We start from the raw sequence: 26,349 nt of genomic DNA on the forward strand, positions 1-26,349 counted from the left end.
GAATAACCAACTTGTCAGCAGCGCGCTTCGATGGTCCGGGTTTCTTATTAATCTGCACTCCATATAGGCTTCGATGAACCAGAAATCTTTCGTAACTCAAACCCCTAAACCTATCAGAAAATCCCAGACGTCAGATAATCGCCAGCCATAAAATCACTCGGCTGGACGACATAATGCCATACCGCTACGCTTCCGACGCAGCATAACTCGAACTCATCATGCTCAAAAGAGCGAGTTCATCGGGCAGGCACGAGACAGTCAAGAATTCTAAGTGCAAAAATGGTTTTAAGGAGTTGTTTAGTGTCAAATGACAAGTCAACTAGTACTTATCAGGAAATTTACCATGAGGTGAATTTATTACAGAAAAACAAATTTTCGTCTCTAACTTTGCGAATCCTTCGAAGGTTGCGGCTTATGAATGCGCGGACTGACGGCCAATCGCAAGAGTTAGTGTATCATGCTCACTTTTGGGGAGACCAACCGGAACAACAAAAGAAAAGAGTTAAGCTACGTGATTACATCGTTGGCCGAGACGACACTAAGTGTTCTGGGAGCAGCAGACTTGAACGTTCTTTCGTAGCTTCACGCGATCTATATGCGACACCAGCTAATTATTTCGCTTCAAACGTCACATACACATCAAGAGGCTATGCCTGGGTGGGACGTTGTTTGGACCGTAGCGCTTCATCTGCCAACATAAGATCCCCGCTACGATTCTTTAAAGAAATATCCATCCGACCATCTCGTCGGATAAAGGAGGGTACCATCGTACAGTCTACCACACCATTCACATATGGAGATTGGGCTGGCGATCAACGAAACTCGATAGTTTCTGCTAAGAAGTTTCCTACCCCCCTGATACTACCTTCGTGGATTGGAAATCGTCCGTATGTAAAAAAGGACCTTTCAGACCTCGGAGTTGAGTATATCTTGGCAGATAGCGACATCTTCATTCGCAAGGCTTATGTTCTTCAAAAAAAGAGCAGGTGCAACCTGTTATTCGAAGATGATGTTCAAGCGTATAAAGCCGCATACAATTCCCCCGATGTTACACCTAAACCCGGCAGCATAGTTTATCTATCACGAGGGTCATTCTCTCGCCTTTTCGAAATGGCGGGCCGTAACTACCCTAGTGAGATTATAGGTAAAATTGTTGAAGAGCTCGGCGGTAGGGTCATTGATACCAATGGGAAGGACAGAAAGTACTATCAAAAGATTGCAGATGAAGCAGATATCGTAATAGCGGACCATGGGGGTGCTCTTTTTCATATAATGGAATGGAAGCCCCGTGTAGTAATCGAGATTGTAGAAGATGGGTGGTGGTGGCCGTGTTTTGTTTTTTTGAGCGCCGCCTGCGGAGCAGTATATCACGGGATAATCAGGAGTTCGCATCGATCTGAAAGTGAGCTTCGCAAGCAGATAACTGAGCACATTGAAAACGGAACAAAAAAACAAGATCGACTGACTATTCGGAAGCTTAGCCCGGAAGAGGCTTCAGCCATAGAAGTGAACGTAACCTATCAGAACGCATCAGATGCTGAATTAGTGCGGTGAATCATGGGGGCAGGACCCATTGATTTCTGTTTTTCGGCATGCTTCATCTCGCCCAAAACAAGCGGTGACAATGTCTGATCTTTTTTGGTTGAGCGATGAGAAAATTGCCGACTAGCGCCCTATTTCCCGAAACCCCATGGCAAGCCTCCCGTTGATAACAGGTGTGTCCTCCGTTTCTCAAACAATAACGGCGATCCAAATCAAATGGGGCACTCCAGGGCCACATACGACCTTGTACAAACGTTGAAAGCGATAGGGTGACGATCCATCCCACCCCTCGTTTCATTGCGCGTCATACTAAGTGTCGTTGTGGTCGCAAGTACTCCCATACTCTTTTGTTTAATTGTTTGACACAGCCAAACGATCCTGCAATCAGTGAACAGCATTAATGTCCGTTTAAGGCCTGTTGGAGAGGTCTGCGGGAAAAGGAAATAAGATGAAGAAGGTTTTGATAACAGGGGGATCTGGTCTGCTTGGCAATAGCATGATTAGGTTGAATCCAGGCAAGCTGGATATCCACGCAACGTATCATTCAGCATTCTCAAAACCGAATCCAAACACTCATTGGCATAAAGTAGATCTCGCCGACGAGGACGCCCTCAAGTCTCTGATTGATACGATCCAGCCCGACGCGATCGTGCATGCAGGCACTATTGGCAGCGTCGATTTCGCAGAAAAAAACCGCGAGATTTCCTACAGAATTAATGTGGATGCAACCCGCATTGTTGCTGAATCTGCCGAACGCCTTGGCGCCCACATGATTTTCCTCTCGAGCAACGCTGTTTTCAACGGTGAGAAGCCACCATATTCAGAGGATGACCCAGTTTCGCCAGTAAACTATTATGGCGAGCTTAAAGTCTTGGGGGAGGAAGTGACCAGAGAGTTTGGCGGGTTGACATCCATCGTCCGCCCAATCCTCATGTATGGTTGGCCGAATGAGGGGCGTCGCGGCAACCTCGTAACCTTTTGGTTGTCTAAGCTCGAAGCAGGAGAGGAAATCGTTGCAGTCAACGATGTATGGAGCAAGCCTCTCTGGGTGGACGACGCATCAAAGACGTGCTGGGCTGTGCTGAACGGCAGGTTTGAGGGTACGTTTAACGTCTGTGGCGGGGAACGCGTTACTTTGCATGGGCTAGCGAGTGCCGTTGCACGGAACTTTGGCTTCGATCTTCAGAAGGTCAAAGCGGTCCCGAGTTCTTACTTTGGCGACATTGCGAACCGGCCAAAAGATACGTCATTTACAAATGAAAAAATTCAGAAAGTCTTGGGGATTAACCCGTTAGGGGTGGATGAGGGCCTCGCTGCGATGAGCGCCGCGCGCTAACTGTTTGCCTCAGAGGACGACATTCCTTCAGCAGAACATTGGTTCAATGCTACATCAACAGGCGCCAGATCACGACCTAATCGGATGGAGCCGGCAATGCCGGTCGAGCCCACCCCAGGGAGACAGGTAAGCATCTCGAGGATAGCAATCCCTATCGACGTCTAGGTCATGTTGACAAATGGCGCAGCCAGAGGCGGATCGATGTGATGTTGATGAAGCCGAGGTAGCTTTCGGCGGTCTTGTCATATCGGGTAGCGACACGGCGCGCATTCTTCAGCTTGTTGAAGCAACTCTCCACCAAGTCACGAAGGCAATAGAGCGGCCTGACGACACCAACACGATTCTTGCGTGATTTCCACATGGGGATGACTGGCAGCATATCGCGGTTGTCCATAGTTTTGCGAATGCCGTCAGCCTCATAACCAAGGTCTACCAAAAGAACGCGCAACGGGGCAGATTGTCTGCCATGACCAGATTAAAGCCGAGACGGTCGGAGGTCTGGCCTGACCTGATTTCTGTTCTCATGGGTAGACCATGCACGTTCACGCGGAGATGGATCTTGCCCGTGATGTCCGGCCCTGCGATATTTGAAACCTGCGGGCTGCCAAACATTGCTACTATCATGCCTCCTAGTGACACTTCTGCTTTGTGGACCGCGTGACATTTTTGTTTGGTTGCAACGGGAGCCCCATCCGCGGCCCATTCTAAACTGAATTGCTACAAATCCCTTATCTTGCTGGGAAGGAAAGAGAACGGAAAATCACTCAAATACTAGATGGTGATGAGCGAGGCAAAAAAGCTACGCTTCTGCTGCCATTAAAACTCTTTTCCAGACCATCAATGCCAAACTATTTTATTGACCGCTTTGTCTCAGGTGCCACGAACAATCACCCTCGGTATGGGAATGATCTTGGACTTCGAAGCTCAAACCGCTTTAATCAAAAAAAATTAGAGCAGTATTTTTATAGTTACATATCAAAATTTTAAATGGCACAAAAACGTAGACGTTAAAACCAAATGCAAAATAAACAAGGCATCAGCTAATGGCTCAAAATTGTATCGCGCAAGTGGCTTTCTCAACATGCTCATATCTTACGTCAACGCGAAGCCCTCGTGCCCGCATCGTGAAGGAAGCTCTTGAGACATGGGATGGACTGCTAGACTTAGGGTTTTGTCGCCGTTTTTTTGTGGATGACAGAAGCCCCAGTTGTTCCGCTACCAATGCTCTCTTAATGACAAGCGTATCGTCGAAATTCGATGACATTCGTTATACGCCCTTTTGCCACCCACCTCACTCCAATTTCGGTATTGTCTACAGCTTCGATATCGCTGATGCACCATACATACTTCATCTTGATGATGATGTGAAAGTGCGAGGGTCTAGGCAAAAACTCCTTCAAACCATCCAACAAGCCGTCGAACTAATGGATAACGACAGCAACTTACTAGGCATTAACCTGCTTACGCTTGATAAGCCCGACGAGAGTCAGAAACAATGGAAACCAAAACTAGATTACAGCCGAGATCCCTCAAATAGTTTTGCCCATCCCGCAAAATTCTTTGGTACGTGTGCAAGTCTAATTCGTCGCGATCTTCTGAATAAGATGACATTGGATGAAGTTATTTCACTCGGAGATGCACAGCCAGCAGGGTGGGAGGAAAGCGTAAGCCATGACACCAAGCAATTTCTAGTTTCGCAATCAACCACACCTTTCTTTGTTGACCAAGAGGCATGGTCGGTCACCGCATCCTCTAGCTTTGGCCTAAGGAAGCAAGCTAAGGCCATAAGGAGGCAAGCTAAGGCGATCATAAAAAAGCTCACATGACATCGTTGAATAGGCTGCTCCGACTTCGGTCCAATTATGATTACCAGTATGGATTGGCTAAGCCATATTGAAAATGACCCAACCAAAGGTGGATTTATGTGTCTTCGATGAAGCATTAGGCTGTCTTCTCATTACGAGTGGTGACACGGCGGGCATTCTTCAGCTTATTGAATCAGCGCTCCACCAAGTTGCGAAGACGATAGAGCGACAGGTCGTTACCGACACGCTTATTGCGTGATCCCCACCCGACGACGCATACTGAGTCAGCTTGGAGCAGAAAAAGCAACCTGAAGTGAAACCAAAATCCACCTTAAACCGGGCTGCAAACTGGTCAAAAATCTAGTGCCACCTCTGGATTTTGTGTCCCTGCCCCTCAAAGATGGTCAGCAGTTCCACGTGTTGTGAATCGTGGAGATTGCTCGCGGGAGGCATTAACCCCGTCGTGGATCTACTCTCTGTTTGATGCCCGCATGACCCGTGAATTGGACGAACTGATCTGCCGCCGTGGCCAGCCGGACATGATTGTCTCAGACAACGGGGCGGAATGACTTTTCATCCCATTCTAAAATGTTGCAAGACAGTTGTGTCTACATCGTGCAGGGGAAACCTATGCAGAATGCCATCGTCGATTCATTCAATGAACGTTTGCCGGACGAATGTCTGGACAAACACATCTTCGGCGATTGAAGAACCGTCCTCAACACACAACGCCATACATATCAATTGGTGAACTAGCTCCTGCCGCCTACACCAATTCTCAACCGGACCACCCGGCTTGCTTCGCTCAACAGATCTTGACCACAACCTAATCACGAGAAAGAAACAGGAACAGATTTACATCCAAATGGCCAGGATTAAGGGGCTGAGCCGATATTCTTGAGAAACTCCGAATTTTCCGAAACCCGGCACAAAAAGTGCCAATCGGATGATTGGGCGAAGGGGTCGGACAAATTAATGGTTTGCCCAGAAGCGCTCACGGACTCTTCTGGGCAAACATATCCCTCTTTTCCGACAAATGGAGTTTCGGAAGAAAAATACCAGAGCCAATTTTTTGAGTTTTTCAACACAATCGGCCACTATCTTTCTGCATTGCTTCGAATTAGTTAATTAAAAACAGAACTGGTTTAAACACAACTCATGACCAAGACAGCACGTTACTTGTACCACGTATTCGGATTTCCTGTTGTGTCTGATTTTGAACTTCCGGAACTCGCCGCACCCAAAGCGATGGATGTTCACACGCCGCCATCAGATCAGGTTGTTCACATCACAAGAGGCTCTGTCCCGAACAGCTTGGAAGACAGTCATAAAGTAGAGGATTTCCTGGAGTTCAACAGAACCGAATGCATGTATTTTGTGAAAGACGTTGGAAAGTACCTGATATCTGAAGGAAGAAGGATTGTCATTCAGCCCGACACCGATGCCTCGTTGATTGATATCAGGTATTACCTGTTCGGCACGATATTCGGAGCCCTCCTGCATCAACGAAAGCTTCTTCCGCTACATGTGAGCGCCGTTGAGACCCCAAATGGTATTTTGGCCTTTACCGGCCAAAGTGGCGCAGGAAAGTCGACAACTGCCTACGAAATCCTTAAGGAAACCGGTTGGCGCTTGTTATCTGACGATGTTGCGGTCATCGACCCGACTGAAAGCAAGACGCTGCTCCATTGTGGTATTTTCCGTCAAAAGCTGTGGAAAGATACAGTCGAACGCGCCGGATTGCAGCCTGATACCCTTACACGCGATACAACCCGCGCTGAAAAATTCCACGTCTTTTCGCCGGAGTTTTTCGTCACTGAACCACGTCACTTGCATAAGCTTGTGATCCTAGATGTTGCAGATGAACCAAAGTTGGATCTATTGGGGCCATCCGAAGCATTTGCCCAAGTCATGAACACGATTTATAGACCCGACCTCGCGCGTCTCTTCGGAGACTTGCCGGCAACCATGCAAAACGCAGCAGATATCGCGAGCGAAATTGAGACCTTCAGATTTAGCCGACCCTGGTCCGTCGAGCGTATGCCGGCTTCAATACACTATCTGATTGAGCGCTTCGGTGATGCACACCCCGGAGGCTCAGCGCAACTATCAAAATCACTCCTGTAGCTGCTTCAAATAAGTACCATATGTGGACTTAGCGAACAGTTGCGCACGTTCGGCAAGCGCGGCGGCGTCAATCCAGCCGTTTTGCCATGCGATTTCATCAAGGCTTCCAGTCTGCATGCCCTGCCGATCCGTCAGGGTTCTGACAAAGTTTCCAGCATCCAGCAGGGAACCATGGGTGCCGGTATCCAGCCAGGCAAAACCACGGCCCATGGTTTGAACATTCAAAAGTCCTTCTTTGAGGTACATCTCAAGCAATGTGGTGATTTCCAGCTCACCGCGTTCGGACGGTTGAACCTGGCGCGCGCGGGCTGGCGCGTCGCCATCCAGAAAATACAATCCGGTCACTGCGTAGTTTGACGGCGGAATTTGAGGTTTTTCGATGATGCCGCGGGCTTTCTTGCCTTCGAAATCGACCACGCCATAGCGTTCGGGGTCCGCAACCCGATAGGCAAATACGGTTCCGCCGCTCTCCTGTACGTCGGCCTCGCACAGCAAATCCGGAAGACCGTGGCCAAAGAATATGTTATCGCCAAGGATCATTGCGGATGGTGCGCCCGCTAGAAAATCCTCTGCCAACAGGTAGGCCTGTGCCAGACCGTCAGGAGACGGCTGCGTGATCCAGGTCAGCGATAGGCCATATTGGCCGCCATCACCCAGCAAGCGCTGAAACTGATCCTGATCCTGCGGTGTAGTGATGATCGCGATCTCGCGGATGTTGGAAAGCATCAGCACGCTCAGCGGATAGAAGATCATCGGTTTATCGTAGATCGGCAGTAGCTGCTTCGAGACCGCCATGGTGATCGGATACAGCCGTGTGCCGGATCCACCAGCCAGAATGATGCCTTTACGTTGCATGCTCTATCCCTCTTTCACAGCGGACCCGCCTGGGGCCTTCAGTTCGGCCAGCACATGCATCAGACCAGCTTTCCAGTCAGGCTGCCGGAGCCCGTAAATATCACTCAGACGCGAACATTCCAGACGCGAATTCAGGGGTCTGGGCGCCGGGGTCGGGTAGTGCTTTGTCGGAACGCCAGAAATCTGAATTGACAAACCAGCTTGTGCTGCGATTTCGCGAGCGAAATCTGCTCGGCTAACATTTGGCGCGCCGGAATAATGAAATAACCCGCCGTTAAGGCGCTGTCCCGTCTCGGCAATGGTCAGCAAAGCATCGGAAACATCGGCGGCCGGCGTCGGCCCGCCAATCTGATCCGACACGATAGCCAATTTGTCGCGGGTTTCGGTGAGCCTGAGAATGGATTTGACGAAGTTATCTCCATGCGCCGAAAACACCCAACTTGTCCGCAGGATCGCATGCCATCCCCCTGCTTGGGCGATCTGGCGCTCTCCTTCCAACTTGCTCCTGCCATAGACACTCAGAGGGCCGGGCGGATCTTCTGTGGTGCGGGATGCGTCTCCCGACCCGTCGAACACATAATCAGTTGAGATATGCAGGAAAGGGAGATTGCGCTCGGCAGCGGCGCGCGCTATGGCACCCGGAGCTTCCGAATTGATCAATCGGGCCAGTTCCGCCTCATCCTCGGCTTTGTCGACCGCCGTATAGGCGGCAGCATTGATGATCACCTCTGCATCCGTCCGCCTGACGATCGCAGCACAGCCTTGCGGATCGGACAAGTCCGCCCGAGAACGGCTAAGCGCCTCGACTGTTATGCCGCGCGGCTGCGCACGTCTGCGCAATTCCGTGGCCACCTGCCCACTATGACCAAAGACCAGCGCCTTCATCCAGAAATCCCCAAGCGCGCTCCAACACCGCTGCGGTCCCTCAAAGCTGCAAACCATTCCCCGTTGTCCAGATACCACTGAACCGTCTGCTCCAACCCGGTTTCAGGCGTGTAAGAGGGGCGCCAGCTCAACTCGTTCCGAATACGGGCTGGGTCGATGGCATAGCGACGATCATGACCGGGGCGGTCAGTGACAAAGGTGATCAGATCGGCGTACGGCGTTTTGCCCGGCTTCAACCGATCGAGTATCGCGCAGAGCATTTTGACCAAATCGAGATTGGTCATCTCGTTCTCACCGCCAATATTGTAGCTGCGGCCCAGCTCACCTTTTTCCAGCACCAACAGCAGTGCCTCGGCATGGTCTTCGACGTGCAGCCAGTCGCGGATGTTGTCCCCTGCCCCATAGATCGGGATGGGTTTGCCAGCCAGCGCGTTCAGGATCACCACCGGGATGAGTTTTTCCGGAAACTGATAGGGGCCGTAATTGTTCGAGCAATTGGTCAGAACCACCGGCAGGCCATAGGTTTCGCGCCAGGCCCGGACAAGGTGGTCGGACCCGGCCTTCGAGGCCGAATAGGGCGAGTTGGGCTGATAGGGGCTATCTTCGGTGAAAAACCCGGTCTTGCCCAAAGATCCGAAAACTTCGTCAGTCGAGATGTGGTGAAAGCGGAAACTTTCCGGGCGATCAGATTTTGCCCAATACGCGCGCGCGGCTTCCAAGAGAACATAAGTGCCGGTGATGTTAGTGTCGATAAAGGCCGCAGGCCCATCTATCGAACGGTCGACATGGCTTTCGGCCGCCAGATGCATGATCGCGTCGGGTCGATGTGTGTTCAGGATCGTGGCCATCGCAGTCGCATCACGGATGTCGGCATGCTCAAAGGTATAGCCCGGCGCATCTACCACCGAGGCAACATTGTCCAGACAGGCTGCATAAGTCAGCGCATCGACATTGATGACGGCATGGCCTGCGGTAACGGCGCGCCGGATCACGGCAGAGCCAATGAATCCCGCACCACCTGTCACCAGAATTTTCATTGCATGCCCTCAATCTCAAAAGGAGTTTCGATATCCCGCAAGCATGGTGCAGCTTTGTCTTTTTCTGACAATAGCGGCTCGGCCACGTCCTGCGGCCAATTAATTCCAATATCGGGATCATCCCATCGAACTGCACCTTCTGCTTCCGGCGCATAGGTGTCGGAACATTTGTAGATGATCTCGGTATCCGCCTCCAATGTCATGAAGCCATGGGCAAAGCCAGCCGGAACAAGCAACATCCGGCCATTTTCAAAACTGAGCTCTTCACCAACCCACTGACCAAATGTGGGCGAACCCTTTCGTATGTCCACTGCGACGTCAAAAAGCCGCCCCCGCCCACAGCGTACCAGTTTGGCTTGAGCCCTAGGAGGAGCTTGAAAATGCAGCCCCCGCACCGTGCCGACAGCGCTGGAAAGCGAGTGGTTGTCCTGCACAAAGACCGTTTCAATTCCTTCGGCGGCAAAACTGTTCACGTTGTAAGTTTCTTCGAAAAACCCGCGATGATCACCAAATCGCCTAGGGGTGATCAGGATCACCTCCGGGACTTCAAGTGGTACCAATTCCATAGTTACAAATCTCACTCCACAATGCGATGTTGCCGCCTTCCGGGACCATGTCATACCTGTTCCGGCAACGCCAAAGCTTTTATCAACTTTCTTGTAAATCGAGCTCATACTTTTCGGGGATAAAAATGTATCACGTCCTGACGATTTGCTGCAAAGTTTTGAACACGGGGCGTCATTTCGGCGATTAGATTGAGCTTAGGTGACCAGTTCGACAAATTGTTTGAAATGACAGAATGTGCTTTCCGATTTCATCAGCCGCAGCTGCATCAATGTACTGGTCGCATCGTCGATAAAGACAAGCAACGTAAAGGCCGGAGCGCGATCCTCGAACCAGCGGTGGTCAGAACCGTCGATCTGGATGAGCTCGCCAAAGCATTCCCGGTGCGAGCGCGGTTGGTGGAAGTTCCTGCGCTGTTTGCGAGATAGCCAGATTCCGTCTGCCTGCATCCATTTGCACAGTGTCACGCGCAACACCTTTGCTTATCTTATCCGAATAGCGCGCCTAAGCCTCTTCAATAGCTTCCTTGGAAGCCTCGAGCCCCTTTGTGGCTTCTTACGACCGTCGGCTATCTTAAACCCTTCGGCGACTTGTTTCATCCCGTCTTCCACCAGCATGTTTGCAGCAATTTCGAAACAATTCTTCAACTCACTCGGTGCGCACATCTCTGGAATATTTGAAAAAAAAGTATCAGGCCCAATTTTTGCAATCTTTTGATATCCTCGAGCCTCCAGAAACTCCAAAGCGCTAACTTCATCGAATGTTTCGACTTGCATAACGACACTGCATGACGAGAGTATTTCTTCCGCACCCTTAAGAACCTCTACTTCGTGCCCTTCTGTATCGATTTTGAGGCAAACTCGTTTATTCTGTAGCCCCAGATGGGCGTCCAAAGATACACAACTAATCCGCTCTACAATAGGTACTGATTTATCCCTATGGATAGAGGTTGCCATGGCGTGGTTCATAGGGCTACCAGGCGATAAGAAACCGAACTCTATCTCTCCATTTTTGCTTGATGCAGCAAGATTATGGAGCCTGATTTCAACGGATGGCTGCCACTTACTTAGACATCCGCGAACCACTTCAAACGAGTATTGGTCGGGCTCAAATGCCTCGATCCGCGATACTTGACTGGCTTCTGCAACCAACCTTAAGTAGACTCCGCGGTGCGCCCCAACGTCGATATATACGTCTGACTGCGATCGTTGAATTAACCCTAATAGAAAGTACGGTTGAAACGGCTCATAGAGTGAAATCATAGGATTGTTTTACCTTAACAAAAACGGAACGCCTTCAGTAAACAGAGAATTAAGTATCTTAATTGCCTCTCTCCTCCAAAGCCGCCAGTATAATTTTATCTAGTCTTCTCTATAGCATCAATAAGCCCTTCAAGTTTGATTTAGTCAATTGCTTCACAGAGTTTTCCAAAACTGTAAAAGAAGCCGCTCAATCTTCTTGCCACCGATCTCTATCTCATACATACGTCATGAACGGTTGGTGGGACGCTTTCGGTACAGCGAAGCATCAGCTACGAGACCAACATACCGGCTGTCACTATGCCTTTAATTTCTGGAAGCGGATACAGGGGTATGGATTTCCGGCTTGATCTCCGGGTCTGCGCCCAGCTGTAGCACACTGATAGCGTCGCTATTGTTTCCCAAAACAGTCCGTAACGCTTGCAGGTTTTAACCTGCTGTTCCTCCCGGCCCGGGCCGTCTACATCCTATGCTTCCTTTGCGGGATAATATAGATTGTGCTATCGACACTCCAATGGACCCGCAGTCGGTAAATCGTTTAACTTAAAACTGAGCTTACAAACGCCCGGCCTGCTAGGGTCTCGCACGGTTTTTGATCGTGGAAAGCCGCCCCGTGCCGAAAGGCGTACCTAAATCTGTAGCCACAGCCAAGCTATGCAGCTTCGACGCCTCACCTTCACAATCTTTATTGCTCAGCCGACAACATTAAAACTAACACCGCCGTGAAAAATATTAGCAACGCAAAGCTGTCCGGTCGCGTAAGCGCCGGTATCGATCGAGATAATACCTTTCTCCGCAACTGGGTTGCTAACGATGGTATGACCGTGAACGATCCACAAACCATCCTCTCGCATGACCTTTCCGAAGTCATGGTGGCCCCAGATAAAGCTATGTTTGTCTTGTAGGTCGATTTTTTGCTTTGGGTCAGCTCCGGCATGTACGACGATGACATTGCCGTTTCGGTGCTGGTAAAGTAGATTATGCAACCAGAAGATTTGCTCTGGCCCCATCGCTTGGCGAAGGGCGTCCCGTACAGCTTCCAGCCTGTTTGGATCGCAGGTTTCCGTAACGTTCGAAACACCAAAGCTAGCCAGTGTTTGCAAACCACCATAGCGCAGCCATCTAGACCCATTCGCACGTGGATTTTCTAGAAATGCCAACAGCATCTCCTCGTGGTTTCCCATGAGAAAATGAGAGTTGGGGCGACCAATAAGTCTGCGCAAAACGCCTGCGCTATCTTCGCCGCGGTCGATATAGTCTCCAACAAAAACAATCTGGGCGGCCTCTGGCAGTTGCAACAGCGCACGCTCCAACAGATCAGAACGACCGTGGATATCACCGATTGCATAGAACGGTTGTTCAGGCTCTATCGGCTGAAATACTTGATATTTCTCTCGCCGCTTGGCGGCCCAGGCTTTCAACATCTTTTGCTCCAATCCATCGCAACGGCAGTGCTCAGATTTCGCTCGCCAAATAAGGCAGCGCCTGTGCTAAAACGTTTGCTGCAACAAGATCAATCGATTGGAATCGTATCCTTTTTCATGATCTGAACAAGCCCGATACCTACTATCGCCCCCAAACGATTTAAGTTTCTTTTACGAAGATTGAAGTCGATAGCAACCAACTCAGGACCAGTGTCGGGGTTAAGTGGAAAGTTCGGCGAGTTGCTGGAACCGAGAGGCTCCAAGCGTGGATTGACCCTTAGGCTGTGAAGGTGTGAACGCTCCCGTTGGCCTCGGTGTGCCATTGTGGGTTAGCAAACAGCCTGAATGGCGGAGATAAGCATGATCGATCAGAATCTAGCAAAGAACAACTTTCAGCGGCATCGCTAATCCTCTTTTCTGGCAAACTCCCTACCTTCGTTACGCGCAAGACTACGCCCTTTTGCACGTTACTTTTGCCACACCGCTAACTTTCTATTACACCTGATAAGTATCTCTTATCAACATAAAGTGAATCCGCCTTACAATGACGGCCTCTCGGACATCTATTGGAATGAAGACGCAGAATGGACCACATGAAGCCCCCTGCCCCATATCTCCCGGCCGCCTTCCCTGCCCTGTCTCAAGCCGATCAAGAGGCGCTGACGGACCTCTATATCCGCGGCACGCCGGCCAATACGCTGCGCGCTTATGAGCGCGACCTGCTCTATGTCACCGCCTGGAAGTCAGCGCGCTTCAGCGCGGCGCTGGATTGGCCTGAGAGTGAGGCCACAGCCCTGGCTTTCATTCTCGATCATGCCCGCGATCTCGGAGATGCCCCGGACACAGACATCGCACTTCAAACGGCGGAGACACTCATCGCGCAAGGGCTGCGCAAGTCCCTCGCCTGCCCGGCACCGTCGACGCTGGACCGGCGCATCGCCTCCTGGTTGACCTTTCATCGGATGAAGAACCTGACCAGCCCCTTTGGCACGCCACAAGTGAAACAGGCCCGCGCCAAGGCCCGTCGGGCCGCCGCCCGACCCCCTGCCCCGAAATCGCAGCACCCGATCACCCGGGAGGTGTTGGAACAGTTGCTCGCCACATGTCGCGGCAGCCGCCGGGATTGCCGTGACCGGGCGCTCCTGATGCTGGGTTGGGCTTCCGGGGGTCGCCGCCGGTCTGAGATCACCGGATTGATGCGCGAAGATGTGTCTATGAAAGAGTTCGACAAAAGTGGGATCGTTTGGATCTCGTTGCTGGAGACCAAAACCACAGGAAAGGGCGAGACCCCGCGGCTGGTGTTAAAGGGCCGCCCGGCGCAGGCATTGGTGCATTGGATCGAGGTTGGCGAGATCAGAGATGGGCCGCTGTTCCGCCCGATCTCCAAAGCGGATCGTGTGCTCAAGCGCCGCCTGTCCCCGGAGGCGATCTATCAGATCGTCAAACATCGCCTCCGGTTGGCCGGGTTGCCGGAGGGTTTTGCCTCGCCCCACGGGCTGCGCTCCGGCTTTCTGACCCAAGCCGCCCTCGACGGTGCCCCGATCCAGGCCGCCATGCGCCTGTCGCTGCACCGCTCCATGGCGCAGGCGCAGAAATATTATGACGATGTCGACATCACTGAAAATCCAGCGGCGGACTTGTTGGGGTGAAATGTGGTTCTTTCGCAAACTCTATTCCCAACTGTCATTCCGCCTGCGTATCTGATGGCGCGCGTTCGGATATGACAGGAGCAGACTGTGACGATCTCATTCAAAGGGGCACATTTTCCAAAAGACGTGATCTCGCACGCGGTCTTTTTCTAATTGCGCTACGGTATTTCGCACTGGGATTTCGAGGAGATCATGGCCGAACGCGGCGCTGGCCTGGATCATGCGACGCTGAGCTGTTGGGTAAGCAAATATACCGGGCTCGTGGCTGCAGCCGCGCGATGTCGAAAGCGCGCCGTGGGTCGTTCTTGGCGCATGGATGAGACTTATGTGAAAGTGAAGAGCGAATGGGTTTACCTTTATCGGGCCATCGACAAGTTCGGTAGAACGCTTGGTTTCATGCTGTGCATGCGCCGGAACAAAGCTGCGGCAACAAAATTTTTGCCAGCGCGCTCGTAGTCAACGTGCTGCCACGTAAGATCCTCATCGACAAAAGCGGGGTGAACACAGCTAGGATCAAAGCGATCAACGAGATGCCCAAAAGCTTTGGTTGCACGATCCCGACAGAGATGGTGAGGCGGAAATATCTCAATTACATCAATGAACAAGATCATCGTTTCATCAAACGTCGGATCGGGCCCATGCTGGATTTCAAGCCATTCGCTTCAGCTGCATCGGCCCTAGCCAGCATCGAACTGATAAACATGATACGGAAAGGTCAATTCACACCTGGACTCTCTCCGTTTCAGCAGTTTACCCAACTGGCAGGGTAACGAATAATGCCAAATCCGCTGATGCTGCTGTCAAAGGTAGTTGGGACAGAACCCTTCCCAACTACCTAGTTTTGAACAAGCCAAACTGCTTGTCTATGCAATAAGACCTACGGGGCGCATTACGCTTTAACGACCAATATCGTCTTCTCTCAAGCGTTCGGCTTTGCGCTCTTTTGCGCTAGACCTTTGTTCATTGTCGTAGTTGTCCACCCGCTGCTGCGACTGTGTCGAATTCTTAGTGCGCTTGTTGCGTTGCAGCCCTTTTTTCTTTTCGATTTGTTCAAGTAGCTTATTGAATGCTTCTTCGTCGATTTCACCAACAGTGTTCTGCTCAACTATGTCTCTAAGTTTGTCAGCATAGTCATCGGGTATACTACACTCACAAGCTTCATTCTCATTTTCTTTTGGATCTGGTTTGGGGTCTGGATCGTCATTCGGATCAGGTTGATCATCAGGTTCTGGATCGTTCGGCCGCTCATCTGGAGGTCCTTCACCGGAGCGTTGTTCGGAAAGCCCAATAGACGCTGTTGGTAAATCCGACAGAAGTGCAGCCAACTTGGGGCACTCTGCACCGGTCCTAGTAAGGTAGTTGCTGAAGTCAGCACGTCTTTGGATGTACTTGATCATATCCGATGTGACGGCATCGCATTCACACAGTATCTCTGGTGAACTCGAAGCTTGTCGGGCGGTTGAGACGGTACAGGCAGATGCCTCGGCTGGGCTTGCTACACTAAACTGAAACAAAACCGCAGCGGCTATTGCGGATATTCCATAGGACCGAATGCCCATAGTTATACTCCTATATACTCATTACGAACTACACCGACCATATGCACGATCAGAACCATGCGTTGTATGAACCACGCCACAGTTTGGTCATAAATACACCTTTCTCTTGGCGCATTTCCAGAGCCGTCGCGTGAGATGTGGCGTCTGAGATTCTCGCCAGCGGTGAAATCTTTAGGAAAAACAAGAATTAATTCTTCCCGGGCGGAAATCATGTTTAATTCCACTATTTTCAGAATGGATGGAAAAATGTCACAGTTTGACGATTGTTTCGCGTTGAGAAATCCAATTTGAGCAGAAACTCAGGCGGATTTGGCCAATCGCTTATTCCCAAGCCATGTTTGGGCTGACCTTGTTGCACGGATTGGCTTCCCAGATTAGTGAGCTACTCCCCAATGTTTGGACAGACTTCCGCGTAAATCAGGCTACTCTTTGTTCCTGCTGATCGGGTTGGGTCTCGTGTTTTCTCAAAAGAACAGGCACAAAATGCGACCACGGTGCCTTTGTCGACATCCTTTAACCGCTGGATTAGGCGTCTTTCCATTCCATCAAATGGATCTCACTACCAAACTTTGGGATCAAACAACTAAGTGCAGCGTTGATCCGAACCTAGCAACCCACTGCCCCGCCCAACACTGCGCCTCTGCAATGCGGACTTTTATAAGTCACGCCCGTTAGCTTACCGTTCTTACCGGTGAATGGACAACGCGGTGCGTAGGACACTTTGCTGTGAATTGGGCACTCGCAGATCGTGAAAATATTTTAAGCGCTCTACGGCTGCGGTGGCAACGTAATCGTATAGGCCGTCAATAATGTCATACTCCACGGTGTCGGATATTAGGTCTTCGATCAACCTTGCATATCCCCGGATTTTCAGCCGGTTGATTGCAGTTTTGTCTTCGAGATACTCTACTGGGAGAGCTGTCATATATCGATCAACTGCATCGGCGGGCAACATATCTCCATTGAGTGATATCGGCTGATACCAGCCAGACGCCTCCTGCGGAAATCCAATAAGATGACCACTGCCTGCGTCACCATCAGGTGCATGGTTTGATATCCAGCCGCGGGTTCCGGTTACAAATAAGGTACCACGTGCGTAGTCTCTTGGCATGATCGTCCGACAGGAAATGCCGTTCCCGGTGACAATCACATATGACGGTTTGCCATATTCCGACATCGTTGCCTTTATCGAGCGGAGCCAACGCGTATCGGCGATGGATCGCAAGGTCGCAAGCCCGTGGTAGCGATAGCTCATGCGGTCCAACATGATCTGTCGCGGCGCACCGATCGCACCACCTGCAATGAGATCTTTGATGAGCAGTATTGGGGAGAGCTTGAACCAGTCCTCCCCTACGATGACCGACTTGAACCCTGAGAATGCACGTCTTTTTACAAAATCAGAAAGCTGAAGAGGAGGCGTATCCATAACAATAGAAATGTCTTTCTTGTGCGGGATATCGTTGAGCGCCTTAAGAACGCCCCGGATCGCGTTCGTACGCACAGCAACGATAACTATATCGATGTCTTCGAAGTGCTTGGCATCCAAGGATGTGATCGTGGACAGCTCGCTGCCATCTGGTAGCGCCACAGAACGAGGATTGCGGCTGTGGATACCAGAGAGCACGACCTGGTTTCCTAAGGCCAGAATGGCCGGTAGAACTGTGAACCTGACGCGTTTTCCAGCACCCACGATAGCAATTTTTGGTGTCATAGAAGCTTAACCTTAAGTCGGTCCGCAAGGCGAATAGCCAATGCAACAATGGTGAAAGTTGGGTTGGCAAAGCCGCCGAAGGGAAAGACCGAAGAACCGGCAATGTGTAAATTGTCGATGCCATGTACCTGACACTGTACATCAACAACGGAACTCGCTGGGTCTTCGCCCATTCGGGTCGTACCCATATGGTGTGAGGAGCTGGAATACGGCAACTCATCGGTTTTCGGAGGCCGACCTGTGTCCCAGAAAAGAGTTCCAGAACCAGTGTCATCCAGAAGGGTCCGGATTTCATCATGCAGTTTTAGGACTGACTGCAATTCAGCCTCTGACGCCTTCCAGCGCACCTTTGACAATGGCTTTCCGAGAGGGTCCAACCTATCCGACAGGGTCACCCTGTTTTCAGGGTCCGGCACCATTTCGATATGGTAATTGATCCGGAACTTGCGGTCAGGCCCCCGAAGCCCCGCTTTCTTAGACACAAGAAACCACAGGTATCGGACAGCTAGGATCTTCTGCACCTTAAACAGATCGCGCAATAGTTCGACGTATAATTTGAAATGGTTCGGGCGGTGTTTGATCAACACAAGTGTTGAAAAGAGCTTGCGTATCTCAGCGGTCGGCACCACGTCCAGCGCGGCCCGCCAAACAAAGTACGAATTGACGAAGCGCCCATTCTCGCGCGTTTGAGGGGTCATGTATGACCCGGTATCCATCCTGTTTTGGCCATTCGACGGAATAGTCATGCCAAGATCGTCCGGGAAGGTCTTCCCGCGATTGAGTGTCACCGTCGCGACACTTCCGCTGGGGTGATCCATATAATAGCGACCAACGACATCGTATGTGTTTCCAATCCCGTTCTTCATCTGCCCATTTGACGCCAGCATAAGACGCGCGTTTTCGATGCCCCCCGAAGCCAGAACATATTCTCGCGCGGCCACTCGCATCGTCTTATGGCCCGGTTTGGACTGAGCTTCGAGATACGCCACCCGGGACAAGTCATCTGTCAGGACGATGTTGGTTGCTGTGCATTGCAGAAACACGGTTATCGTCTCGCTTTTTGCGATGGCCTTACCTATCGTTTGGCCAAAGTCCAACTGCCCAGTGTCAAGCCAATAGACCGAGGCTGGCTTCAAACGCGTATCCGACGCATTTATCTTGGGTATGGTTGTCCATTGCGCATAATCTTCAAGAGCAGGTCCTTTATGAATTATGGAGGCGCGCGCATAGTATGGCTGTAGGTCTTCGGGACCGATGGGCCAACCACCGTCTTTTACCCAACTTGGTCCTTGCAAATCTTCCGGCGTTACTGGCAACCACTTCCCAGACCAAGCCGTAGTTGACCCTCCGAACTGGCGAATTCGCGCATAACGCGGCACCTCGCATTCAAGGCTTTCAACGTCGGAAAATACCTGTGCAGCGTGGTTTCGATCAAGGTCACCAGTATCGAGAATCGCAACCGTCAAGCCCACGTCAGCCAGTTCATGTGCCACAGTCAGACCAGCAGCACCTGCACCGACTATGCACAAGTCTACGTCGAGCGTAGCCGGAACGTCGGAGGTGTTTTCTTGGTGCATCATGATAAGTTCGGCCCAAGTTCAACTAAAAATCGATTCTTGCCGCCATGTCCAACCTATGAAGGTATCCTGGCGCTTTGCGGATACTGCCTACCAGACTGTCTAAGCAACGTAATGCCACGGCACAAATTCGTCGAGGCGCGTGATATTGTTGCCTGCGTTCCAGGTGAAAACCCATGTGATCTAGACCTGCGGATAGATGTGGCACAGACCGGCAGCCTAGACGAAGATCCAGGCCGTGACGGCCGAGGCATAGCCCCCTCGCCCACCCTGTCCCTCAGGAACTGGTGATGCCGACCGGGAAATCTGGGCGTGGATTTGATGATTGTTGAGGCATACCTTCACGGGAGCACCCGATCATTCCCGCAAACAAGTTAAACCGCGCAATCTCGTACCCACTGCTCTGTTTGCTACAGGATATGGAAAAAACGCTTGCAAGAATCGCCACAAGCACGGCATTAATTACGGAAATAAGTGAATAAAACGGCCTAAAGCGTAATAACGCGGAGCCGAATGAGGGCAGAGATGGAGCAAGCAACTGCAGGGGTCCCCATACCGGAGGCCCAGCAATCTAGCTATAATAGGGAACGGATTGACCAGCTGGTCGGAGATCACGCCCAGCGTTTGTCAGAACGGCTGCAGGCGCATCGCGCTCAGTTGTTCCCGCCGGATGCCAGGCGATCCCTGCGCAAGTTCACGTCGGGAGAAGCGGCAGACTTGCTCGGCGTTAAGGACGCTTACCTGCGCAAACTGCATCTGGACGGGCGCGGCCCGTCACCCGAAACCCGTGCTGGGGGGCGGCGCTATTACTCACCCGAAGACATTCAGGCCTTGCGCGAATTGCTTGAAGTCGGAGCCAAAGCGCCCGGCAACTACCTGCCCGGACGGCGCGAAGGAGATCATCTGCAGGTAATCACTGTCATCAATTTCAAGGGTGGCTCTGGCAAGACCACCACCGCCGCCCATCTGGCGCAAAAAATGGCGCTGGATGGTTATAAGGTGCTAGCGATCGATCTGGATCCGCAGGCCAGCCTGTCGGCGCTGCACGGATTTCAGCCGGAATTTGACCTGCTGGACGGAGGCACGCTGCACGACGCGATCCGCTATGATGATCCGATACCGCTGCGCGACGTGATCCAAAAGACCTACTTCACCAATCTCGACATCGTACCGGGCAATCTGGACCTGATGGAGTTCGAGCACGACACCCCCCGTGCGCTCACGCAACGGGACGGTAACCTGTTTTTCACGAGGATCGGCGACGTGCTGTCCACCGTAGAACAGGAGTACGATATCGTTGTCGTCGATTGCCCCCCACAACTTGGATTCCTCACCATGGCGGCCCTGTCCGCGGCGACAGCCGTTCTGGTCACGGTACACCCGCAGATGCTCGACGTGATGTCGATGTGTCAGTTCCTGTTGATGACCTCGAACCTGTTGGGCGTGGTGGCCGAGGCCGGCGGCAACATGTCTTATGACTGGATGCGCTACGTGATTACGAGGTATGAGCCCGGCGATGGCCCTCAGAACCAGATGGTCAGCTTCATGCGCTCGATGTTTGGTGACCATGTACTAAACCATCCGGTGCTGAAATCCACCGCAATCTCTGACGCCGGGATAACCAAGCAGACCCTCTATGAGGTCGAAAAAAGTCAGTTCACTCGCGCGACCTATGAACGCGCGATGGAAAGCTTGGACGCCGTGAACGGCGAGATTGCATCCCTGGTCCAATCTGCATGGGGGCGTGGCAATGGCGCGTAAGAACCTGCTCAAGGGGTTGATGGAAGCCCCCCCTGCCCCCGTATCCGATGACGCACCTTCACGGGTTGATGTGGCCAAACCGCGCTATGGCTCGGGTGCGATCGGGGCAGTCAGCCAGTCGATCTCGGACCTGAAATCACGTTCGGTTCAGGAAATCGACCCGCGGATGATTGATGACGGTGGCCTGCGCGACCGTCTGGAGGAAACCACCGGTTTGGCTGAGCTGGCCGAGTCAATCCGGGAGTACGGTCAGCAGGTGCCAGTGCTGCTGCGGCCCAATCCGAATGATGGGGAACGGTTTCAGGTCGTTTATGGTCGCCGTCGGGTGGCCGCACTGCGCGAGTTGGGGCTGCCGGTCAAAGCCTTAATCAGGGTATTGGACGACCGTGCCGTCATTTTGGCTCAGGGTCAGGAAAACAGCGCGCGGCGTGATCTGAGTTTTATCGAAAAGGTCAACTTCGCCCGCCAGATGCAGGATATGGGTTATGAGCGCAAGGTGATTTGCGACGCGCTTCATGTGGACAAAACATTGATATCAAGAATGCTGTCCGTATCCGATCGCATCCCCGAGCCAGTGATCCAGGCCATCGGGGCCGCCCCGTCGATAGGTAGGGATCGTTGGCTGAAGCTGGCTGACCTACTGCCGCAAGATCAGATGCAAAACGTGATCGATGCTGCACAGGGCGACACATCCGATGACCGTTTCGAGGCAGTTCTGACCGCCCTCACCCCACACAAGCCCCCTGCTCCGCGCACCGATGTGCTGCTGAGATGCGCAGATGGTACTGCATTAGGTCAGATGCGCCGCAATGGTGCCAAAGCCGTGCTGACGCTTGATACCAAAGCGACCAGAGGATTCGAGAACTGGCTGGTCGAAAACATCGCAGATATTCACCACCGGTGGAAAACCGACAAGGATGAATAACCCCGCAACCGCGGGATAATCGTGGAGCAGCGACAAGGAGGCACGAACAGGCAGGACGAAAAGAAAAGACCCCTCAGAACCGAAGTTCCAAGAGGCCTGAATTGGTGATTTAGCACCTCCGATTTTATGGCTTTGAGTTGACAGCTGTCAACTGGCGTCGAGCCCGGCGGGTGAAAAAGTTTTGTCTCGTGACAGCAAATGGAACACATTACAACAACGCCTTTTGGGCGGCCGGTAACGGCTGGACTGATCAAACAGGTGGCGGCTATGCAGACCGCACCCGAGATATCGCATATCGACAAATGGGAACTGCTGCGCAATCTTTGCACCGCCCGCCGCGCCTTTGGCGTGACCGATCGGGATCTGGCGGTGCTAAACGCGCTGGTTTCTTTTCACCCGAACATGGCGCTGTCAGATGACGACAGCCTGATTGTCTTTCCATCAAATGCAGCCTTGTCAAACCGTGCGCATGGCATGGCCGAAAGCACGCTGCGTCGTCATTTGGTAGCACTGGTGCGTGCAGGGCTGATTGCACGCCACGACAGCCCCAACGGCAAGCGTTACGCCCGGCGTGACGTCGACGGAGAGATTACCTGCGCGTTTGGCTTTGATCTGCGGCCGTTGCTCCAGCACGCTGTGCAGATTAACGTTGCCGCCCAAGAAGCCCGCGCCGCTCAGGCGCAATTGGAGGCTGCTCGAGAGAAGCTGTCCTTACTTAAGCGCGACGCTCTAAAACTGGCGCTCTATGGACAGGAAATCGCCCTTCCTGGCGACTGGGACGCACTTCTGGCCGATCTGCTGGAGGTTCACAAGCAGATGCGCCGCAAGCTGGGCCTTGAAGCGCTGTCCGAGTTGGAACGCCGGACCTCGGACATCCTCGGAAACATCCGCGCCTTGCTTACCTTGGAAACAGAAAAAATGAGCGGCAATGACGACGATTCCGGGCGGCACTATCATAATTCAAAACCAGATAACCTTGAATCTGAACATTGCCCTGAAAGGGATAACGGCGAAGGCGGCCCGGTTGGTTCTTCTGAACCGGATCGGGAACTGCCAAGGGTGCCCCTGCCACTGATCCTGAAGGCATGCCCTGATATCCTACCTTATTGCGAACGCGAACCGCGCGAATGGTGTGATCTGGTGATAGCCGCCAGCTATGTGCGCGGAATGATGGGGATCAGTCCCTCGGCCTGGCAGGAAGCTCAAGAGGTGATGGGCCCGGAAACCGCCGCTGTAACCGTCGTCTGCATTCTGCAAAGGTTTGGCAACATCAACAGCCCCGGCGGGTATCTGCGGGCCCTGACGGGAAAGGCGGTGGTCGGAGAGTTCTCTCCCGGACCGATGGTGATGGCCCTGCTGAACGGTGTGAACCGTGCTGCAGCCTGAATGTTTTCGTGTCAGACGATAGTTTTTTCAGAGTCTACCAGAGGCAACCGGTTCGAGTTGACAGCTGTCAACTTAAAGGCTGGTCCGGCTCAATTCGGAAAGGAAGCGAGATGCTTATACACCGTCACGGGCTCTCTCGGCGGCGGCCAACTCATCCCGGCGCCAGGCTCCAAGGAGCAGGCGTTTGAAACCAGCGTAAGTCGCATCAAAGGCCTGACGTCCCTGCGCGTAAGCCTCGCGGTTGAAATCCCGGTAGTCAGTCTCGTAGACGCTCGTGACTTGTTCGTCTGTCTGCCCAATAAGCGGCGTGAAATCCTGACGGTAAGGGGAAAGCACCGTCCCGAGATGGCCCTGCATGAGGGCGGCGGTTTCCGCTTGTCTGCTGCTGTCAAAACGAGTGATCACTGCGCGCACGGCGTCCCAGTTAAATCTCAGGCCCGTATGTCCCAGCGCCTGGGCGGCGATATTCTCGGTCTCTTCAATCGAAGCAAAAGTCGTATGCAGCATGTCAAAAAATCGACCGGTGGCTTCAAACTCAAGGAACGAGGCACCCGTGGGTACCAGCAGGATGTCGCCGGCGGCCAGCGCGCTAATCGTCAGATTCCCCAGAGAGGAGGGCGTATCCAGGACTACAAGATCGTACTCCTGCAGTATCCCATCTGCGTCCAACCGATCGGACAGCGCATCCCACAGCTTCCATGTCCGCGCCTGGGTGCGCCAGATTGGTGCCTGGAATTCAACCCAATACAAATCCAACTGTGCGCCCAAAAGATCAATGTTTGGCCAGTGGGTGCGCTGCACCACATCTTGGGCTGTCATTTCTATGGCTTGGGCAACGGTGCCATCAAGGGGAAGGGGAGGTTCACCCCGATCCAGACGCGACTGGTTGTCCCGCCGCAAGTGATCACCGTAATGGCGAGCAAACAGAGGAAAGACGGTTTCCCATTTGTCTTTGATTTGCCCGCCGAAGATCGAAGACATTGATCCCTGACTATCAAGATCAATGATCAACACCTTGTAACCATCCAGAGCAGCTGACATCGCCAAATGAGCCGCCATTGAGGTTTTGCCCACACCACCTTTGAAATTGGCTACGGTCACGATCTTGGCAGGCAAACCGGGGGGGCGATAGGGTAGGTAGTCGCGATGCTTGCTGCCTTCCGCCGCGAAGTGATTTCGCAAATGTAGCACCTCATCGAGCGTGAACCATTTGGCACCGCCTTCGGTTTCCGTCAGACCTTGTGGCAACTCGGGGTTCTGGCGCAGCACCCGGCGGAAATGGGCCGGGGCCACGGGGATGAGATATTTGGTGATCTCCCATGTCGAGAAGCGGCGCAGGGTTTTCTGATCGGTTGTATTCTGCCTGTAGGCAGTAAGAATATCCCGACCATTCCGGCATGTTTTTGCAATTCCTGCGAGATCTTCTGTGCTGATCGGCGCCTCCATACTTGCCAGCGCATCATCTGATGAAATGCCTAGATAGGGGACTTGGCCGTTATTGCCCATCAATGCCTCCATGTATCATGTTTTCTGCCTGATTACACAAAATATGTAGCATGGATGATTTTTTGTACACTCCCTTATTTTTTCTATGAAAATAGGGACATCCCTTGCCAAATCGCGGTTTTGGTCAGTTTCTTGCCTGCTTATGGTGTTAAAATTTTGTTATTTGTAGTTAAGGTAAAAAACTACCTTTATAAGGTATTGAATAAAAACATTTATTTATGGTTTTTGTATTCAGAATGACTCTAAAACCCCGATAAAACGACTCTGAACCCCCGAAGGGCTGACTCTGAACCCCCGATTTGTGCGGGTAAAAGACTATACCTGAGCTCACCCTGTGGATAACTTGGGTGTCAATGAAACGACGAATCCATTTTAGGGGAGCCGAGCAGTCCTTCCCCGACCAAAAAATGTAAGTAATGCATAGTCCGGCAAGCCGGCGGATGGAGAGGCAGATGACGACAGGCATACCGGCGGCAGGCCCGGGCGATTTCTTTGTATGTGACTTCTTTGCGGCTAGTCCAAAACATGATCTGGCTTCACTGGAGCATCCGCTCTTTTCACTGGCTACGCGCCCAGATAGGCGCATTCTGAACTATACTCACAATGATGTGGCAGTGACTGTGACACCCTCGGTGAAAGGGCGGGCCACGATCTTTGATGCCGACATTCTGATCTTTTGTATCAGCCAACTGATGGCGGCGCTGAACGCGGGTCGTGCTGTATCGCGGCAGCTCACGCTTACAGCGCATGACTTGCTGCTTGCCACCGGTCGTGAAACCAGCGGAGATGCCTACCGCCGCTTGAAAGAGGCCTTTGAGCGGCTCGCGGGAACTCGCATCACGACCAATATAGTCACAGGTGAGCGCGAGATCACGACAGGTTTTGGCCTGATTGAACGCTGGGAAATCGTACGCAAAACCCGGGCAGGGCGCATGGTTTCGGTATCTGTCACGTTAAGCGAGTGGATCTATGAGGCGGTGCTGGCGCGTTCGGTTCTGACGCTGAGCCGGGCGTATTTTACGCTCCGCCGTCCGTTGGAGAGGCGGTTGTACGCGCTAGCGCGCAAACACTGCGGTCAGCAATCAGGCTGGCGCGTCTCATTGGAGGTGCTGCTGAAGAAGTCGGGTTCCGCCAGCCCGCGGCGCGTCTTCCGCGCTATGGTGCGCGATATCATCGCCACCGACAATCTGCCGGACTACAAGCTGGAAGAAGAACCCGGCGACATCATCTCTGTCACGCGTCGCGATACGGTGGTGGATGAAGGCGGCAGGCTGTCGCTGACCCCCGAGACGCTGGATGAAGCCCGCAGGCTGGCCCCCGGTGCGGACATCTACGCGCTGGAAGCCGAATGGCAGGCCTTCGCCGCTCGCACCCCTCCGCGAAACGCCGACAAGGCGTTTCTGGGGTGGGTTGCCAGAAAAATGAACTAGGCGCTCCTTAC

20 protein-coding genes and 4 pseudogenes are annotated in these 26,349 nt (G+C 52.5%); 12 read left to right on the forward strand and 12 right to left on the reverse strand.

Translation table 11 applies throughout. The features are described from left to right. Positions 1-930: 930 nt before the first annotated feature. The 3 genes and pseudogenes from ACR0MP_RS21090 to ACR0MP_RS21100 all read left to right on the forward strand — a co-directional run bounded on the left by ACR0MP_RS21090 (position 931) and on the right by ACR0MP_RS21100 (position 2,878). Positions 931-1,554, forward strand: a complete 624-nt coding sequence (locus tag ACR0MP_RS21090) for a glycosyltransferase family 61 protein (RefSeq protein ID WP_480762313.1) — start codon at positions 931-933, stop codon at positions 1,552-1,554. Between the two features lie 70 nt (positions 1,555-1,624). Beyond that, positions 1,625-1,798: pseudogene (locus tag ACR0MP_RS21095) on the forward strand (IS5/IS1182 family transposase); the annotation flags it as partial. Between the two features lie 192 nt (positions 1,799-1,990). Continuing rightward, positions 1,991-2,878: an SDR family oxidoreductase gene (locus ACR0MP_RS21100; RefSeq protein WP_170737378.1), complete on the forward strand. Its 888-nt coding sequence runs from the start codon at positions 1,991-1,993 to the stop codon at positions 2,876-2,878. Between the two features lie 166 nt (positions 2,879-3,044). On the opposite strand, the pseudogene ACR0MP_RS21105 reads toward ACR0MP_RS21100, so the two are convergent. Next, positions 3,045-3,439: pseudogene (locus ACR0MP_RS21105) on the reverse strand (transposase); the annotation flags it as partial. 563 nt (positions 3,440-4,002) lie between these two features. On the opposite strand from ACR0MP_RS21105, the gene ACR0MP_RS21110 reads away from it, so the two are divergent. The 3 genes from ACR0MP_RS21110 to ACR0MP_RS21120 all read left to right on the forward strand — a co-directional run bounded on the left by ACR0MP_RS21110 (position 4,003) and on the right by ACR0MP_RS21120 (position 6,810). After that, positions 4,003-4,704 (forward strand): hypothetical protein, encoded by a 702-nt coding sequence (locus ACR0MP_RS21110; RefSeq protein WP_170737380.1) that lies wholly within the window; start codon positions 4,003-4,005, stop codon positions 4,702-4,704. 567 nt (positions 4,705-5,271) lie between these two features. Continuing rightward, positions 5,272-5,391, forward strand: a complete 120-nt coding sequence (locus ACR0MP_RS21115) for an integrase core domain-containing protein (protein WP_170737381.1) — start codon at positions 5,272-5,274, stop codon at positions 5,389-5,391. 450 nt (positions 5,392-5,841) lie between these two features. Further along, entirely contained in the window at positions 5,842-6,810 is a 969-nt protein-coding gene (locus ACR0MP_RS21120; protein ID WP_170737383.1) for a hypothetical protein, read from the forward strand. Here the strand turns inward: ACR0MP_RS21120 and rfbA are convergent. From rfbA to ACR0MP_RS21155, 7 genes and pseudogenes are all read right to left on the reverse strand, one after another. Beyond that, positions 6,799-7,665, reverse strand: coding sequence for a glucose-1-phosphate thymidylyltransferase RfbA (gene rfbA / locus ACR0MP_RS21125; protein WP_170737386.1), 867 nt, complete (start codon positions 7,663-7,665; stop codon positions 6,799-6,801). The genes ACR0MP_RS21120 and rfbA overlap by 12 nt on opposite strands. A 3-nt stretch (positions 7,666-7,668) precedes the next feature. Next, complete coding sequence (rfbD, locus tag ACR0MP_RS21130) at positions 7,669-8,550, reverse strand: dTDP-4-dehydrorhamnose reductase (RefSeq protein ID WP_170737388.1); 882 nt, start codon at positions 8,548-8,550, stop codon at positions 7,669-7,671. After that, the gene (gene rfbB, locus ACR0MP_RS21135; protein ID WP_170737390.1) at positions 8,547-9,587 is read right to left on the reverse strand and encodes a dTDP-glucose 4,6-dehydratase; all 1,041 of its coding nucleotides are present in this window, start codon (positions 9,585-9,587) and stop codon (positions 8,547-8,549) included. The genes rfbD and rfbB overlap by 4 nt, the downstream gene beginning before the upstream one ends. Further along, positions 9,584-10,153: a dTDP-4-dehydrorhamnose 3,5-epimerase gene (gene rfbC / locus ACR0MP_RS21140; protein WP_170737392.1), complete on the reverse strand. Its 570-nt coding sequence runs from the start codon at positions 10,151-10,153 to the stop codon at positions 9,584-9,586. Before rfbC ends, rfbB begins: the two co-directional genes overlap by 4 nt. Before the next feature lie 219 nt (positions 10,154-10,372). After that, a pseudogene (locus ACR0MP_RS21145) lies at positions 10,373-10,630 on the reverse strand (ISNCY family transposase); the annotation flags it as partial. 3 nt (positions 10,631-10,633) lie between these two features. After that, complete coding sequence (locus ACR0MP_RS21150) at positions 10,634-11,413, reverse strand: FkbM family methyltransferase (protein ID WP_480762319.1); 780 nt, start codon at positions 11,411-11,413, stop codon at positions 10,634-10,636. 689 nt (positions 11,414-12,102) lie between these two features. Beyond that, a complete protein-coding gene (locus ACR0MP_RS21155; RefSeq protein WP_170737399.1) occupies positions 12,103-12,834 on the reverse strand; it encodes a metallophosphoesterase in 732 nt (243 codons plus the stop codon). Between the two features lie 593 nt (positions 12,835-13,427). Between ACR0MP_RS21155 and ACR0MP_RS21160 the strand changes: the two genes are divergently transcribed. Continuing rightward, on the forward strand, positions 13,428-14,483 hold the full coding sequence (locus tag ACR0MP_RS21160; protein ID WP_170737401.1) for a tyrosine-type recombinase/integrase: 1,056 nt from the start codon (positions 13,428-13,430) through the stop codon (positions 14,481-14,483). An 87-nt stretch (positions 14,484-14,570) separates the two neighbouring features. Beyond that, positions 14,571-15,253, forward strand: a pseudogene (locus tag ACR0MP_RS21165) (IS6 family transposase). Positions 15,254-15,379: 126 nt separating this feature from the next. On the opposite strand, the gene ACR0MP_RS21170 reads toward ACR0MP_RS21165, so the two are convergent. The 3 genes from ACR0MP_RS21170 to ACR0MP_RS21180 form a co-directional block, all read right to left on the reverse strand. Then, positions 15,380-15,808 carry a hypothetical protein gene (locus ACR0MP_RS21170; RefSeq protein ID WP_480762324.1) on the reverse strand — a complete coding sequence of 143 codons (429 nt, stop codon included), beginning with the start codon at positions 15,806-15,808 and terminating at the stop codon, positions 15,380-15,382. A gap of 919 nt (positions 15,809-16,727) precedes the next feature. Next, a complete protein-coding gene (locus tag ACR0MP_RS21175) occupies positions 16,728-17,753 on the reverse strand; it encodes a Gfo/Idh/MocA family oxidoreductase (protein ID WP_480762326.1) in 1,026 nt (341 codons plus the stop codon). After that, a complete protein-coding gene (locus tag ACR0MP_RS21180) occupies positions 17,750-19,333 on the reverse strand; it encodes a GMC family oxidoreductase (RefSeq protein WP_170737407.1) in 1,584 nt (527 codons plus the stop codon). The genes ACR0MP_RS21175 and ACR0MP_RS21180 overlap by 4 nt, the downstream gene beginning before the upstream one ends. Before the next feature lie 522 nt (positions 19,334-19,855). Here ACR0MP_RS21180 and repA point away from each other — a divergent pair. The 3 genes from repA to repC all read left to right on the forward strand — a co-directional run bounded on the left by repA (position 19,856) and on the right by repC (position 23,402). Continuing rightward, a complete protein-coding gene (gene repA / locus ACR0MP_RS21185; RefSeq protein WP_170737409.1) occupies positions 19,856-21,091 on the forward strand; it encodes a plasmid partitioning protein RepA in 1,236 nt (411 codons plus the stop codon). Further along, positions 21,081-22,016 (forward strand): plasmid partitioning protein RepB, encoded by a 936-nt coding sequence (repB, locus tag ACR0MP_RS21190; protein ID WP_170515644.1) that lies wholly within the window; start codon positions 21,081-21,083, stop codon positions 22,014-22,016. Before repA ends, repB begins: the two co-directional genes overlap by 11 nt. Before the next feature lie 198 nt (positions 22,017-22,214). Then, positions 22,215-23,402, forward strand: coding sequence for a plasmid replication protein RepC (repC, locus tag ACR0MP_RS21195; RefSeq protein WP_170737420.1), 1,188 nt, complete (start codon positions 22,215-22,217; stop codon positions 23,400-23,402). A gap of 114 nt (positions 23,403-23,516) precedes the next feature. Here repC and ACR0MP_RS21200 read toward each other — a convergent pair whose 3' ends face one another. After that, entirely contained in the window at positions 23,517-24,908 is a 1,392-nt protein-coding gene (locus ACR0MP_RS21200) for an AAA family ATPase (protein ID WP_480887806.1), read from the reverse strand. 452 nt (positions 24,909-25,360) lie between these two features. Here ACR0MP_RS21200 and ACR0MP_RS21205 point away from each other — a divergent pair, with 452 nt between their 5' ends. Further along, on the forward strand, positions 25,361-26,338 hold the full coding sequence (locus ACR0MP_RS21205) for a replication initiator protein A (protein WP_480762329.1): 978 nt from the start codon (positions 25,361-25,363) through the stop codon (positions 26,336-26,338). The last annotated feature ends 11 nt before the right edge of the window (positions 26,339-26,349 follow it).

The sequence above is a fragment of the Ruegeria sp. K3 genome, from assembly GCF_056531845.1.

Bases quoted from the DNA above. Each gene is read 5' to 3' on its own strand.
- ACR0MP_RS21100 (WP_170737378.1), top strand. From the start codon at position 1,991: ATGAAGAAGGTTTTGATAACAGGGGGATCTGGTCTGCTTGGCAATAGC.
- ACR0MP_RS21115 (WP_170737381.1), top strand. From the start codon at position 5,272: ATGTTGCAAGACAGTTGTGTCTACATCGTGCAGGGGAAACCTATGCAG.
- ACR0MP_RS21120 (WP_170737383.1), top strand. From the start codon at position 5,842: ATGACCAAGACAGCACGTTACTTGTACCACGTATTCGGATTTCCTGTT.
- rfbA (WP_170737386.1), bottom strand. From the start codon at position 7,665: ATGCAACGTAAAGGCATCATTCTGGCTGGTGGATCCGGCACACGGCTG.
- rfbD (WP_170737388.1), bottom strand. From the start codon at position 8,550: ATGAAGGCGCTGGTCTTTGGTCATAGTGGGCAGGTGGCCACGGAATTG.
- rfbB (WP_170737390.1), bottom strand. From the start codon at position 9,587: ATGAAAATTCTGGTGACAGGTGGTGCGGGATTCATTGGCTCTGCCGTG.
- rfbC (WP_170737392.1), bottom strand. From the start codon at position 10,153: ATGGAATTGGTACCACTTGAAGTCCCGGAGGTGATCCTGATCACCCCT.
- ACR0MP_RS21150 (WP_480762319.1), bottom strand. From the start codon at position 11,413: ATGATTTCACTCTATGAGCCGTTTCAACCGTACTTTCTATTAGGGTTA.
- ACR0MP_RS21155 (WP_170737399.1), bottom strand. From the start codon at position 12,834: ATGTTGAAAGCCTGGGCCGCCAAGCGGCGAGAGAAATATCAAGTATTT.
- ACR0MP_RS21160 (WP_170737401.1), top strand. From the start codon at position 13,428: ATGAAGCCCCCTGCCCCATATCTCCCGGCCGCCTTCCCTGCCCTGTCT.
- ACR0MP_RS21175 (WP_480762326.1), bottom strand. From the start codon at position 17,753: ATGACACCAAAAATTGCTATCGTGGGTGCTGGAAAACGCGTCAGGTTC.
- ACR0MP_RS21180 (WP_170737407.1), bottom strand. From the start codon at position 19,333: ATGATGCACCAAGAAAACACCTCCGACGTTCCGGCTACGCTCGACGTA.
- repA (WP_170737409.1), top strand. From the start codon at position 19,856: ATGGAGCAAGCAACTGCAGGGGTCCCCATACCGGAGGCCCAGCAATCT.
- repB (WP_170515644.1), top strand. From the start codon at position 21,081: ATGGCGCGTAAGAACCTGCTCAAGGGGTTGATGGAAGCCCCCCCTGCC.
- repC (WP_170737420.1), top strand. From the start codon at position 22,215: ATGGAACACATTACAACAACGCCTTTTGGGCGGCCGGTAACGGCTGGA.
- ACR0MP_RS21200 (WP_480887806.1), bottom strand. From the start codon at position 24,908: ATGGGCAATAACGGCCAAGTCCCCTATCTAGGCATTTCATCAGATGAT.
- ACR0MP_RS21205 (WP_480762329.1), top strand. From the start codon at position 25,361: ATGACGACAGGCATACCGGCGGCAGGCCCGGGCGATTTCTTTGTATGT.